General features: G+C 74.3%; 11 protein-coding genes. 6 read left to right on the forward strand and 5 right to left on the reverse strand.

The annotated features are described in order from the left end of the window. From K6I33_RS21965 to K6I33_RS21975, 3 genes are all read left to right on the forward strand, one after another. Positions 1-843, forward strand: an 843-nt coding sequence (locus tag K6I33_RS21965; RefSeq protein ID WP_229355654.1) for an ABC transporter ATP-binding protein, incomplete at its 5' end; no start/stop codon positions are given. After that, positions 840-2,759, forward strand: coding sequence for an ABC transporter ATP-binding protein (locus K6I33_RS21970; protein WP_229355655.1), 1,920 nt, complete (start codon positions 840-842; stop codon positions 2,757-2,759). The genes K6I33_RS21965 and K6I33_RS21970, both read left to right, overlap by 4 nt. Before the next feature lie 90 nt (positions 2,760-2,849). Beyond that, complete coding sequence (locus K6I33_RS21975) at positions 2,850-3,410, forward strand: AAA family ATPase (RefSeq protein ID WP_229355657.1); 561 nt, start codon at positions 2,850-2,852, stop codon at positions 3,408-3,410. On the opposite strand, the gene K6I33_RS21980 is transcribed toward K6I33_RS21975, so the two are convergent. From K6I33_RS21980 to K6I33_RS21990, 3 genes are all read right to left on the reverse strand, one after another. Then, the gene (locus K6I33_RS21980) at positions 3,355-4,083 is read right to left on the reverse strand and encodes an SDR family oxidoreductase (RefSeq protein ID WP_229355659.1); all 729 of its coding nucleotides are present in this window, start codon (positions 4,081-4,083) and stop codon (positions 3,355-3,357) included. The two genes, K6I33_RS21975 and K6I33_RS21980, sit on opposite strands and share 56 nt — an antisense overlap. A gap of 91 nt (positions 4,084-4,174) precedes the next feature. Beyond that, entirely contained in the window at positions 4,175-5,392 is a 1,218-nt protein-coding gene (locus tag K6I33_RS21985) for a glycosyltransferase (RefSeq protein WP_229355661.1), read from the reverse strand. Continuing rightward, on the reverse strand, positions 5,389-6,195 hold the full coding sequence (locus K6I33_RS21990; RefSeq protein WP_229355663.1) for a MerR family transcriptional regulator: 807 nt from the start codon (positions 6,193-6,195) through the stop codon (positions 5,389-5,391). The genes K6I33_RS21985 and K6I33_RS21990 overlap by 4 nt, the downstream gene beginning before the upstream one ends. 148 nt (positions 6,196-6,343) lie before the next feature. Between K6I33_RS21990 and K6I33_RS21995 the strand changes: the two genes are divergently transcribed. Continuing rightward, positions 6,344-6,832: an aegerolysin family protein gene (locus tag K6I33_RS21995; RefSeq protein ID WP_229355665.1), complete on the forward strand. Its 489-nt coding sequence runs from the start codon at positions 6,344-6,346 to the stop codon at positions 6,830-6,832. A gap of 3 nt (positions 6,833-6,835) precedes the next feature. On the opposite strand, the gene K6I33_RS22000 is transcribed toward K6I33_RS21995, so the two are convergent. Beyond that, positions 6,836-9,736 (reverse strand): AfsR/SARP family transcriptional regulator, encoded by a 2,901-nt coding sequence (locus K6I33_RS22000; RefSeq protein WP_229355675.1) that lies wholly within the window; start codon positions 9,734-9,736, stop codon positions 6,836-6,838. Beyond that, positions 9,733-10,203, reverse strand: coding sequence for a hypothetical protein (locus tag K6I33_RS22005; RefSeq protein ID WP_229355677.1), 471 nt, complete (start codon positions 10,201-10,203; stop codon positions 9,733-9,735). The genes K6I33_RS22000 and K6I33_RS22005 overlap by 4 nt, the downstream gene beginning before the upstream one ends. Positions 10,204-10,399: 196 nt before the next feature. Between K6I33_RS22005 and K6I33_RS22010 the strand changes: the two genes are divergently transcribed. Beyond that, positions 10,400-11,956 (forward strand): MFS transporter, encoded by a 1,557-nt coding sequence (locus K6I33_RS22010; RefSeq protein ID WP_229355679.1) that lies wholly within the window; start codon positions 10,400-10,402, stop codon positions 11,954-11,956. Positions 11,957-12,096: 140 nt separating this feature from the next. Then, complete coding sequence (locus tag K6I33_RS22015; protein ID WP_229355681.1) at positions 12,097-12,564, forward strand: pyridoxamine 5'-phosphate oxidase family protein; 468 nt, start codon at positions 12,097-12,099, stop codon at positions 12,562-12,564. Positions 12,565-12,573: the final 9 nt, after the last annotated feature.

Raw genomic sequence — 12,573 nt, forward strand, 5'->3', positions numbered from 1 at the left:
CCCCCGGCCCGCCCCGCGCGGGGCCGGCTGCGCTTCGAGGGCGTCCACTTCCAGTACCCGGGCCAGCCCCGTCCGCTGCTGCGCGGCGTCGACCTGGAGGTGCGCCCCGGCGAGACGATGGCGCTCGTCGGCGCCACCGGATCCGGCAAGACCACCCTGGCCTCGCTGGTCCCCCGGCTCGCGGACGTCACCGCGGGCCGCGTCACCGTCGACGGCGTGGACGTGAGGGACATGCCCCTGGCCGAGCTGCGGGCGATGATGGGCTGCGCCTTCGAGGACGCGCTGCTCTCCTCCGCCTCCGTACGCGAGAACGTCGCCCTCGGCGTCCCCGCCGCCTCCGACGCCGACATCCGCGCGGCGCTGGGCGTGGCCGGCGCCGCGGGCTTCGTCGACGCGCTCCCCCACGGCCCGGGCACCCGCATCGGCGAACGTGGCATGTCGCTGTCCGGCGGGCAGCGGCAACGGCTCGCCCTCGCCCGCGCGGTGCTGCCGCGGCCCGCCCTGCTGGTGCTCGACGACCCGCTCTCCGCACTCGACCTCCACACCGAAGCGGAGGTGGAACGGGCGCTGCGCGAGGTGATGCGCGACGCCACCGCGCTCGTGGTGGCGCACCGGCCGAACACCGCGCGGATGGCCGATCGGGTCGCCGTCCTGGCCGACGGCCGCATCCTCGCCGTCGGCACCCATCACGAACTCCTGGACTCCTGCCCGCACTACCGCACCCTGATGGCGACCCCCGGCGAGCCCGGAGCGACGGCGGTACCGGCCGGCCGGCCCGTACCCGCGGGCGCGCCCGGACCGGAGGACGCCCGGCACCCGGACGGCAAGGCGGTGACCCCGTGAGCGACACCACGTACGCCAAGACGCCCGGGCCGGGCGGGACCGCCGGGCCGGACGGGCACCCGCCGGACTTCACCGGCGCCCTCTCCGCCGAGGACGCCCCCGTCCTCGACAAGGCCACCCAGGCGCGCGTCCACGCCCGTTCGCGGAAGCTCCTCGCCTCCCTGCTGCGCCCCTGGCTGCGCCGGTCCCTGCTGGCGCTGGCCGCCCTCGTGGGCGAGAACCTCGGGCAGCTCGCCGGGCCCCTGCTGATCGCCCGGGCCATCGACGCCGGGGTGCCGGCGGCCGTCGCGGGACGGCCCGGCGCCCTCGTGTGGTGCGTGGCCGGGTTCACCGCGTGCGCCCTGGTCGCCGCCGGGGCGCGCTACTGCTTCTTCCGGCTGAGCGGCAGCGTCGGCCAGGCCGTCCTGCTGGACCTGCGCACCCGTATCTTCGAGCACGCGCAGCGGCTGCCGGTCGCCTTCCACGACGCCTACACCTCCGGCCGGGTCGTCTCCCGCCTCACCTCGGACGTCGACGCGGTGCGCGACCTGGTCGAGACGAGCCTGGACGGCCTGCTGACCTCGCTGCTGTCGGTGGGCGGCATCGCGATCCTGCTGCTGTGGCTGGACCTGCCGCTGGCCCTGGTGGTCCTCGGGACGTCCGTCCCCCTGGTCCTGATGACCCGGTGGTTCCGCGAGCGGTCGCGGCAGGCGTACCGCAGGGCCCGCAACACCGTCGCGGAGATCCTCGTCGAGCTGGGCGAGACGCTGGGCGGCATAAGGGCCGTCCAGGCGTTCCGCGCCGAGTCCCGGGCCGCCACCCGGATGAACCGGCTCAACGACGACTTCCGCGACTCCCACACCGACGCCCTGCACGTGGTGGCCCGTTACACGGCGGGCGTCCGGCTGGTGGGCAACGTCTGCCTGGCCCTGGTGCTGGCGATCGGCAGCTGGCGGGTGGCGAACGACACGCTCCAGCTCGGCGTCCTGACCGCCTTCGTGCTCTACCTCCGCAAGTTCTACGACCCGCTGGACGAGCTCGCGACGTTCACCAACAAGTACGCCGCGGCCGCCGCCGCCCTGGAGAAGATCTCCGGCTTCCTGGACGTACGGTCGTCCGTGCCCGAACCGGCCGCCCCCGAGCGCCTCGACGCCGGGCGCGAGGACCGCGGCCGGCTCCGGCTGCGGGCCGTGGAGTTCGGCTACTCCCCCACGGGCCGGCTCGTCCTCCCACGGCTGGACCTGACCGTGCCCGCCGGGCAGACCGTGGCCCTCGTCGGGGAGACGGGCGCCGGGAAGTCCACCCTGGCAAAGCTCCTCGCCCGGTTCTACGACCCGACGGCCGGCGCCGTGCTGCTGGACGGGGTGGACCTCCGGGACCTCGCCGAGGCGGACCTGCGCCGCGAGGTGACCCTGCTGACCCAGGAGAACTTCCTGTTCAGCGGCACCGTCGCGGAGAACGTCGCGCTGGCCCGGCCCGACGCGACCGGCGCCGACATCCGCGCGGCGGCGGCCGCGGTCGGCGCCCACGCCTTCATCGAGGCGCTACCCGACGGCTACGACACGGACGTCAGCAAACGCGGCAGCCGCCTGTCGGCGGGCCAGCGCCAGATGGTGGCCCTCACCCGCGCCTTCCTGGCCGACCCCACCGTGCTGCTGCTGGACGAGGCCACGTCCAGCCTGGACATCCCCACCGAACGCGCCGTGCAGGCCGCCATGGCCAAGGTGCTCGCCGACCGCACGGCCCTGATCATCGCCCACCGCCTGTCGACGGTCCTGGCCGCCGACCGCGTCCTCGTCATGGACGCGGGCCGCATCGTGGAGGACGGGCCGCCCGCGCGGCTCATCGACGCCTCGGGGCCGTTCGGCCGGATGTACCGCACCTGGATCGCGGCGGTCGGCGAGGACACCGCGAACGAGAGGTGCCCCGGGCGGTGACGCTGCCGGGCGGCGCGTGCCGGGCATACGATGACCGGCACGCGCCGACCCGCGCCGACCCGCGCCGCCGAAGGACCAGGAAGGCCCGGCATGCCGACGCTCCACCTCGTCACCGGCGCCCCGGGCGCCGGGAAGTCCACGCTGATCGCGCACCTCGCCGCGTACCCGTTCGTCGCCGTCGACTTCGACGAGCTGATCGAGCCCGTCGGCGAACTGCTGGGCATGGACATCAGAACCTCGGCGGCGAGCCGGGCGTGGCCCGGCTACAACAAGCTGTGGGTGGAGATCATCGCCCTGCTGCTGCGCGGCGACGGGCCCTTGCTGGTCATGTGCCCGCTGTCGCCGGACGAATGGGAGCGCGCGGTGTCGGCCGTCCCGGCGGCCCTGCCGGAGGCCGTCTGGGCGCGGCTCGACTGCGCCGACACCGACCGGCGCGCACGCCTCGCCGCGCGCGGCTGGGACGAGGGCCGGATCGAGGACGCGGTCGAGGACGCGGCGGAACTCCGCCGGGCCGTCGGCCGGGAGTTCACCACGAGCGGCCGCCCGGCCGCCGAGACCGCCGCGGGCCTCGCCGGGTGGGTCGGCGGCCGGGCCGTCAGGAGAGCCAGTCGGCGTAGTGGGTGGGGGCGAGGCGGGCGTTCCTGTCGGTGAGGACGTCGCCCTTGACGGCGGCGAACATGCCGGCGGTGGGGTCGGTGACGACGGTACGGCTGTCGCCCTTGTGGGACAGGGTGATCCGGCCCAGCTCGTCCAGGGGGAAGACCTCGGGTCCCGCGATGTCGCGGATGCCGTTCAGCGGAGCCCCGGCGGCGACCTCCGCCACCGCGTCGGCCACGTCCTCGGAGGCGATGGGCTGGACGGGCGTGGCGGGCAGCCGGACGGTGTCGGCGTCGGCGGTCCAGGACAGGACCGCGTCCATGAAGTCCATGAACTGCGTGGCCCGCACGATCGAGTAGGGGATCGGCCCGGCCGCGAGGATCTTCTCCTGGAGCGCCTTGGCGCGGTAGTAGTCCAGCTCAGGCACCCGGTCCACGCCGACGATCGAGAGGATGACGATGTGGCCGACGCCGCCCTTCCGGGCCGCGGTCAGGAGGTTGTCCATCGAGGTCCGGAAGAAGGCGAGCGAGGCTTCGTCGAAGGTCGGGGAGTTGGTCAGGTTGACGACGGCGTCGGCTCCCGCCACCGCCTCGTCCAGCCCCTGGCCGCCGATGATGTCGACTCCGGTGGACTTCGAGTGCGGTACGGCCTCGTGTCCGGCGGCGTTCAGGTTCTTGACGACCTGCGAACCGATCAGTCCGGTACCGCCGATGACTGCGATCTTCATGACGCGCCTTTCATCGGGATCACTGCGCAATATGGCATATACAACGCCATGCGGGCGGGGCGTGGAACGGCTCGCTGACCGACCGGGTCCGTCAGCTCCTCGTCAGCTCCTCGATCGCCTTGACGGCCTCACCCGTCCCGTCCTCGGTCGCCATGTGCCGCGCGGCCGCGGTCGCGGCTTCGGCGTACGTCCGCTGGTGGACGACCCGGTCGAGCGCGTCGGCGAGCCGTTCGGCGGTGAGGGACGGGAAGGGGACCGGCTCGGTGGCGGCGCCGAGGACGGCGAGCCGTCCCGCCCAGAACGGCTGGTCCCCGGTGACCGGCACGGTGACCGCGGGCACCCCGGCGCGCAGCGCGGCCGCCGAGGTGCCTGCCCCGGCGTGGTGGACCACGGCGGCCAGCCGCGGGAACAGCAGGGCGTGCGGTACGTCCCCGACGGTCAGCACGTCGTCGCCGTCGGCCGCGAGGCCGGCGCTGCCGGACTGGAGGATGCCGCGCAGCCCGGCACGGCGCAGGGCGCGCACGGCGATCTCGCTCAGCCGTTCCCCGTCCCCGCTCGCCATGCTCCCGAAGCCGATGAGGACGGGCCGGGGGCCGGCGCGGAGGAAGTCCTCCAGCTCCGCGGGCAGCCGTCCGCCGGGATCGTGGTGGGGCCACCAGGTGCCGACGACCCGCAGGCCCGGGCGCCAGTCGGAGGGGCGTGGCACCAGCGCCGTGCTGAAGCCGTGGAGGACGGGCCAGTCGGCCTGTTCCCGCCGGCGGCGCATCGCGGAGGGGGAGAGCGGGGGCAGCCCGAGGCGGTCGCGCAGCTCGGCGACCGCCGGTTCGTGGATCCGGTCGACCATGCGGAGGGCGAAGCGGCCGGTCGCGCGGTTGGCGAGGCGGCCCAGTGAGCGGGTGCCGGGGACGGCGGGCGGGAAGTCACCGGTCGGCGCGGTGGGCTGGAGGTACACGCCGGCGCTCGGGGTGCCGGTGGCCTCGGTGAGGTGCCAGCCGAGCGGGGCCGTGGTGGCCGACAGCAGGAGCAGGTCCGTGTCGTCGCCGACCGCGTCGGCGAACCCCCGGCCGAGTTCGGTGACGAACGCGGCGGCCGTGCGCATCAGCTCACGTCCGCTGCCCGTGCCGCCACCGCGCCCCCGGGTGTCGGCGGGAAGGCCGCGGAACTCCAGCCCGGCGGTGTGCACGAGGTGGGCGTGGGCGGCCGTGGCGGCGAGGGCGACGTCGTGCCCGGCCATGCGCAGCGCGGCGCCCAGGCCGGTGTAGGGCGCGACGTCGCCGCGCGATCCGGCCGCCGTGATCAGGATCTTCATCGGTGCTCCTCGGAGGAGGGGTGGGTACGGCCGCCGCCGTGGCGGGCCGCGTTGGCGTGGACGGCCCGGCACAGATAGGCGGCCAGTCCCGGGCGCTGCTGCGAGGGCGGTACGACCAGGGCGAAGGCGCGCGGCTCGGCGACGAAGTCGTCCGCGATGCGCCGGTGCATGTCGGCGGGGCAGGAGGTGAACCAGCGCGAGATGTGCAGGCGGTGTTCCTCGGCGAGGTCCATGGCCCGCTCGCCGTCGCCCGGCTCCCCCTCGTCGAAGGCCGCGAGCAGCTCCGCGCGCCAGGCGGCGGCCTCGCCCATGAGCCGCCGCCAGTCCTCCTTGGTGTGCGCGGCCGCGCGCGCCATCGCCTCGCGCCTGCCGTCGGAGTGCGCCCACTTCAGCTCGGCCTGGGTGGCGTAGCTCAGATCGAAGGTGATCTCGCCGAAGACCTCGAAGCGCTCCTCGGGGGTCAGGGCCACCCCGGTCCGCTGGACCTCGATGGCCCGCTCCGCCACCTCGGCCAGCCGTCGCAGCCTGGCGATCTCCTCGCTCAGCCGCCGCTGCCGGGCGCGCAGCTGCTCCAGGGCGTTGGCCTGCGGGTCCTCGAGGATCGCGGCGATCTCGTCGAGGGTGAAGCCGAGCTCGCGGTAGAAGAGGATCTGCTGGAGCCGGGCGAGGTCGGCGTCGCCGTAGAGCCGGTATCCGGCGGGGCTGCGCTCGCCGGGCGAGAGCAGCCCCGCCTTGTCGTAGTGGTGCAACGTGCGCACCGTGACCCCGGCGAATGCCGCGACCTGTCCCACGGAGTAACTCATCGACCTGCCCTTTCGTCGGCGCACAGCCTGGTGCCTGACGTAGGGGGAGGGTCAACCCGGACTCCGTCAATCGGTTGTTGAACGGGGTGCCCCAGTGTTCCCGGCAACGCGGGAAAAGCCCGCGGAACCGCAAGGAATGAGGTTCCTCATGCGTCGCATCACCCCCCGGCTGATGACCGCGGCCGCCGTGGCCGCGATCGGGCTCGGCGCTCTCGCCACCGGCACCGCCGAGGCCGCCTCCGGCTCCTCGGCCGCCGTCTTCGCGGCCCGGAGCACCCAGGTCAAGTTCCACAACGGGACCGGCTGCCAGCTGACCCGGCAGAGCTACGGCCTCGACCACGGCATCTGGAGCCAGGGGCAGGAGCCCGCCTACAGCGTGGCCAACACGAAGGACGACACCTGGCAGTCGGAGAGCAACGGCTTTATGACCGGAACCGAGGGTTCCATCAGCTACCGGACGTCCAACTGCGAGGAGGGCTGGCGGAACGACCGGACCATCCGCTTCCACTGGAACAACCCCTACGTCGGCAGCAACGGCTACGACATGAACGGCACGGACGGCGCCTTCCGCGAGGTCATCGAGGGCGGCCGTGGAGACAACGCCCTGGTCCTGTGGGGCGAGTACAAGAGGGACTGACCCTCACGCGAGGCCCGCCAGGAGCGTCCGGGTCTGTTCGGCGTCGGCCGTGGCCCCGCGCCGGTCGAAGAGGTCGAGGGCGGCCTCCAGGCAGGCCCTCGCCCGCGCGGCCTGTCCCAGCCGGCACAGGCCGCGGCCGAGCGCCCTGAGCAGGGCGGCCTCGAGCATGCCGCTGGTCCGCCGGGCCAGCGGCAGGAACTCCTCGGCGGTTCCCGCCGCGAGGGCGTGGTGCCCCGCTTCCACGTGGACTTCGGCCATCAGGGTGCCCGTGGCCGCCTCGAAGGCGGTCACCCCCAGGGTGCGGAACAGCTCCAGCGCCTCCCGGGCCCGGTCCAGCGCGGCGTCGCCGTCCCCGCACAGGCGCAGGACCCGGGCCAGGTAGTACAGCCCGATGGCCGTCGAGACCGACTCCCGGCCGCCGACCAGCTCCGCGCCCCGCTCGGCCGCGGCCCGGGCCTCGGCGAGGCTGCCCCGGCGGGCGTAGTTGAAGGCCAGCTCGCCCAGTGCGGTGCCTTCCGCGATCTCCGCACCGAGTTCGCGGAAGAGCCGCACCGAGGCCTCGCCGTGGCCGACCGCCTCGTCGAAGCGGCCGCGGACGCGGGCGTTCGCGCACAACGTCAGGTGCGCCGACGCCCGCAGTCGCGCGGACCCGCCGGCGCACAGCTCCAGGGCACGGGCGAGTTCGGACTCGGCCTCGGGGTAGGAGTTCGCGTGCCACAGGGCGTTGCCCCGCACGAACCGGGCCAGGGCCTCGACGTCCGGGCTGCCGCGGCGCGCGGCGGCACGGGCGACCCGCTCGGCCCGTTCGGCGACGGCGGACAGGTGGGTGATCCCCGACAGCACCGTGTTCAGCTTGTCCATGAGGTCGGCCGCCTGCACCAGCGACAGGCCGTCGTCCTCGCAGGCGCGGTCGACCAGGGCCCGCTGCACGGGGGTTTCCTCCCGCATCCAGTCGGTGGCGTCCTGGGCGGTGCCGAACGCCAGGCCCGTGGAGGCCGTCGGCGCGTCGATGAGGGCGCGCTCCGCGGGTTCCACCGAGTGCGCGACCGCGTCGGCGTTACGGGCGGTGGCCGCGCAGAAGTCCAGGAGCCCCGCGAAGGCCCGGGTCGTCTCCGCGGGGGTGTCCTCGCGGGCGCTCCTGGCCCGCGCGAACACGCGGACCAGGTCGTGGAAGTGGTACCGGCCCGGCGCGCGGGACTCCAGCAGGCTCAGATCGACGAGCGACTCGAGCAGTTCCTCGGTGTCCTCCGGGTCGTACGCGTCCCGGCCCAGCAGCGCCGCAGCGCACCGCGGCCCGAAGTCCGGCACGTCCGGGACCGCCAGCAGCCGGAAGGCCCGGGCCTGTTCGCCGGTGAGCGTGGCGTACGACAGGTCGAACGCGGCCTCCACCGCCGTGTCCCCGCTGCGCAGCTCCGCCAGGCGGATCCGGTCGTCCGTGAGCAGGCGGACCATGCCCGCCAGGGTCCGGCCGGGCTCCGCGGCCAGGCGGGACGCGGCGATCCGCAGCGCCAGGGGCAGACCACCGCAGGCCTCCGCCAGTTCCGCCGCCGCCCGCGGCTCGGCGTCGACGCGGCGGTCACCGATGATCCGCCGCAGCAGCGCCAGCGCCTCCCCGGGCGGCATCACGTCGAGCTGCATGTGCCGCGCGCCCTCCAGCCCGGTGAGCCACGCCCGGCTGGTCACCAGCACGGCGCAGCCCGGCGCGCCCGGGGTCAGCGGGCGCACCTGGTCGCCCGACGCCGCGTTGTCGAGCAGCAGGAGCACCCGCCGCCCCGACAGCGACGAGCGGAAGAGCGCGACGCGTTCGGCCGTGCCGTCCGGGATGTCGCTCGCGGCGGTCCCCAGCTCCCGCAGGAACGTGCCGAGGACGGTCCCCGGGTCGGCCGGGTCGCGGTCGGCGCCGCGCAGGTCCGCGTACAGGTGCCCGTCCGGGTACCGCTCGCCGAGCCCACGGGCGGTGTGCACGGCGAGCGTGGTCTTGCCGACGCCGGCCATGCCGTTGATCGCGGAGACCACGACGGCCGGCGCGTCGCCGGTCAGCATGCCGGCGAGCGTCTCCACCTGCTCCCGGCGCCCGGTGAAGTCGTCGATGTCGCGCGGCAGCGCGGCGGGGCGCGGCCCCGTGGCCCGGATGCCGTGTGCCGGTCCGGGAAGCCTGAGGGACGGGTCCGAGCGCAGGATCCGCCGGTGGAGCTCCCGCAGCGCCTCGCCGGGCCCTACCGTGCCGAGGAACCGCCGGGTGTCCTCGAAGGCCCCCAGCGCCTCGGCCTGGCGGCCCGCCCGGTACAGGGCCAGCATCTGCACCCCGCGCAGCCGCTGGCTCGCGGGGTACTCCACCACCAGGGCACCGGCCTCGGCGACCAGCCCGGGCCGGTCCCCGAGCTCGGCGTCGAGCTCCAGCCGGGCCTCCAGCAGCGCCTGCCGGACCCCGTGCAGCCGGGCGCGCGCCGCCCTGGCGGCCGGGCCGCGCAGGCCCGCCAGCGGCTCGGCGGCCCACAGCCCGAGGGCCGCGTCGAGGAGCTCGCGGGCGCGGCCCGCCCCGTCGGCGGACCGCGCCTTCTCGGCCACGGCCAGGGCGCCCTCGAACGACCGGCTGTCCACGGCCCGTTCGGGGATCCGCAGCGCGTAGCCGTCGCCGACGGTCTCCAGCACCGGCGCGCCGGGCCCGTCGAGGGCCCGGCGCAGCCGCCAGACGTGGGTACGAATCGCGTGCTCCGGTCTGGCGGGACGGTCGGCCTCGTCCCACACGCCCTCGACGAGCAGGGACATCGCCACCGTCCGTCCGGCGGCGGCGAGCAGGACCGCGAGGACTTCCCGCTGCTGCGGTCTGCCCAGGTCCAGCTCGGCGTCATCGCTCCAGCCCCGCACCGGGCCGAGGAGGGAGAACCGGAGCTCCCGCGTCACCGGCTCGACCAGACCGGAACGATGTAGGGGGCCTCGCTGAAGACCTTCACCGTGCCGTCGGTGAACACACCGAGCTTGAGCACCGGACTGTCCGGGACGAGCCGGTTCGGCTTGGTGTTGCTGGTCCAGCACACACGGTTGCCCTGGCCGTAGACCACGAAGTTGCCGTCGGACTGCATCATGGCGCGGTCCCCGCAACCCGCCGTGTCGGTGTGCCAGGTGGGTTTCCGGTGCGCCCGGTTGTCGTCGGTGGAGTAGGTGACGAGGTTGCCGTCGTCCTGCATCACCAGCTGGACGTAGTCGTTCTTGAGGCTGGAGCCCTTGGTGAGGGTCTCGTCGTTCCAGATGACGCCCCGGGCGTCGTCCCGGGCGGCCGAGGCCGTTCCGCCGGTCGCCATCACTCCGGCCGCGGCGACCACCGTGGCCGCGGCGACGGTGGCGAGGCGGCGGGAGAGTCTTCTGCGCATGGCTGGCCCTTCTGTCGTGGGGTGAGCGATCACCACACGACTCTCGTGGCGGCCGATGCACGATCGATTGACGAATGTTGAACAACCCGTCCACGCCCTCCGGTTACCGCCGTGGCACCTCGGGGAAGGTGCTCGTTTTCCGCCAACCGTCGCCGGGCCCGACTCGCTTACCGATCTTCTGGGAAAGATCCTTTCCATGTCCGCATCCCGCGCCGATGACCTGCCCTTATCCGCCCCCGCCGAGTCCTCCGCGCCGCCCGGGCCGCCGCCCTACAGGTGGCGCTGGGCGGCGCTGGGGGTGATTCTCGCCGGAGAGGCGATGGACATGCTGGACTCGCTGGTGGCCACCATCGCCGCGCCGTCGATCCGGGCCGAGCTGGGCGGCGGTGCCAGTGTCACCCAGTGGCTGGGAGCCTCCTACGCGCTCGCCATGGCGGTCGGGCTGATCACGGGCGGGCGGCTGGGGGACGTCATAGGACGCCGGCGGACGTTCCTGATCGGCACGGCGGGATTCACCGGCGCCTCGCTGCTGTGCGCGGCGGCCGTGTCGCCGGGGGTCCTGGTCGCGGCGCGGGGGCTCCAGGGGCTGTTCGGGGCGGTGCTGATCCCGCAGGGGCTCGGTCTCATCAAGGAGATGTTCCGCGGCAGGGAGCTCGGCAGGGCGATGGGGATGTACGGGCCGGTGATGGGGCTGTCCTATGTGGGCGGGCCGATCCTGGCCGGCTGGCTGGTGAGTGCCGACTGGTTCGGGGCCGGCTGGCGCATGGTCTTCCTGGTCAACCTGCCGCTCGGGGTGCTCGCGTTCCTCGGCGGGTGGCGGTTCCTGCCCGCGTCGGGCCCCACGGCCGCGACCAGGCTGGACCTGGTGGGTGCCGCGCTGGCCTCGGTCGCCGCGCTGGCGGTCGTCTTCCCGCTGGCGCAGGGGCGCGAACTGGGGTGGCCGGTATGGGCCTTTGTGTCGACAGCGGCAGGTGTCGCCCTGTTCGGGATCTTCGCCTGGTACGAGGAGCGGGTGTCGCGTGGCGGCGGTGACCCGTTGGTGGTGCCGGGGCTGTTCCGCAAGAGGGCCTTCTCGGGCGGTCTGGTGACCGGCGCGGCGCTGTTCGCGGCGGTGGCGGGATTCTCGCTGACGGTCAGCCTCTACTTCCAGTCAGGGCTGGGGGCTTCGCCGCTGAAGGCGGGGCTGGCCGTGCTGCCCTGGTCCGCCGGCACGGTCATCGGTTTCGCGGTGGTGCAGGCGCTGGACTCCACGGGGGCGCTGAGCCGGTTCGGGCGCCCGCTGGTGCAGACCGGCATCGTGGTGATGGCCGTGGGCGTCGGCGTGTTCGCCTGCGCGCTGCGCTGGGCGGGGGCGCGGGTCACGGTGTGGCAGGGCGCGCCGGCGCTGGTGGTCGTCGGGCTGGGGATGGGGCTGGTGATGGGCCCGTTCTTCCAGACGGTGCTGACCGCCGTGGAGCCGCACGAGACGGGCTCGGCCGCCGGGACGCTGACCGCGGTGCAGCAGTTCGGCAGCGCGCTGGGGAGCGCGGTGCTGGGCACGGTCTTCTTCGCCGCGCTCGCCGGCCGGGCCACCGGCGCGACGGAGGCCGATGCCACCGGGGCGGCCGGGGCGGCCGCCCGGCTCGGCCACTCCCGCGCCATGGAGATCACTCTGGGCGCGGAGGCCGGGCTGCTCGCGGTCACGCTCCTGGCGTCCTTCCTGCTTCCCCGCCGAACCGGGCGTAACCACGACGGACCGGCTGACCGGAAATGATGTTGGTGATTGACAGGCGGAAGAGAAACGTTCAGTCTCGTTCAGCCGAACAGCCAGCCATAGTCTGACTATTGACGGTAAATCCCGTAAAAGAACCCCAAACCACTGCCGAGACAGGGAGCCGCTTCATGCTGCCCACGATGCCGAACCGCGAACGTGAACGTTTCCTCGCCGAGCCGCGCATCGGCGTGCTGGGCGTCACCGACCCCCGGGGCGAACGCGCCCCGCTGCTGGTGCCGATCTGGTACCACTACGAGCCCGGCGGGGAGGTCGTGGTCCAGACCGGCCGGGAGATGGTGAAGACCCGGCTCCTGCGCGCGGCGGGCCGCTTCAGCCTCTGCGCCCAGGACGACAACCGCCCCTACCGGTACGTCAGCGTCGAGGGGCCCATCACCTCGGTCACCGACCCGGCCGACCCCGGGATGCGCGAGGCCATGGCCCACCGCTATCTGGACCCCGAGGAGGCGCGCGCCTACCTCAAGGCGACGGCGCACCAGCTCAGGGAGGACGTCACCTTCCGTATGCGCCCCCAGCACTGGCGCACCGCGAACTTCGCCGCCTTCGCCGCCGACTTCGCCGAGCAGGGCAAGAGCGACTCCGCCGGCTGAACCCCCGCC

The organism is Streptomyces sp. UNOB3_S3 (assembly GCF_020740895.1).
Classification (GTDB): domain Bacteria; phylum Actinomycetota; class Actinomycetes; order Streptomycetales; family Streptomycetaceae; genus Streptomyces.

Excerpts from the sequence above, each read along its gene's own strand:
- K6I33_RS21975 (WP_229355657.1), top strand. The coding sequence starts at position 2,850 with ATGCCGACGCTCCACCTCGTCACCGGCGCCCCGGGCGCCGGGAAGTCC.
- K6I33_RS21980 (WP_229355659.1), bottom strand. The coding sequence starts at position 4,083 with ATGAAGATCGCAGTCATCGGCGGTACCGGACTGATCGGTTCGCAGGTC.
- K6I33_RS21985 (WP_229355661.1), bottom strand. The coding sequence starts at position 5,392 with ATGAAGATCCTGATCACGGCGGCCGGATCGCGCGGCGACGTCGCGCCC.
- K6I33_RS21990 (WP_229355663.1), bottom strand. The coding sequence starts at position 6,195 with ATGAGTTACTCCGTGGGACAGGTCGCGGCATTCGCCGGGGTCACGGTG.
- K6I33_RS21995 (WP_229355665.1), top strand. The coding sequence starts at position 6,344 with ATGCGTCGCATCACCCCCCGGCTGATGACCGCGGCCGCCGTGGCCGCG.
- K6I33_RS22005 (WP_229355677.1), bottom strand. The coding sequence starts at position 10,203 with ATGCGCAGAAGACTCTCCCGCCGCCTCGCCACCGTCGCCGCGGCCACG.
- K6I33_RS22010 (WP_229355679.1), top strand. The coding sequence starts at position 10,400 with ATGTCCGCATCCCGCGCCGATGACCTGCCCTTATCCGCCCCCGCCGAG.
- K6I33_RS22015 (WP_229355681.1), top strand. The coding sequence starts at position 12,097 with ATGCCGAACCGCGAACGTGAACGTTTCCTCGCCGAGCCGCGCATCGGC.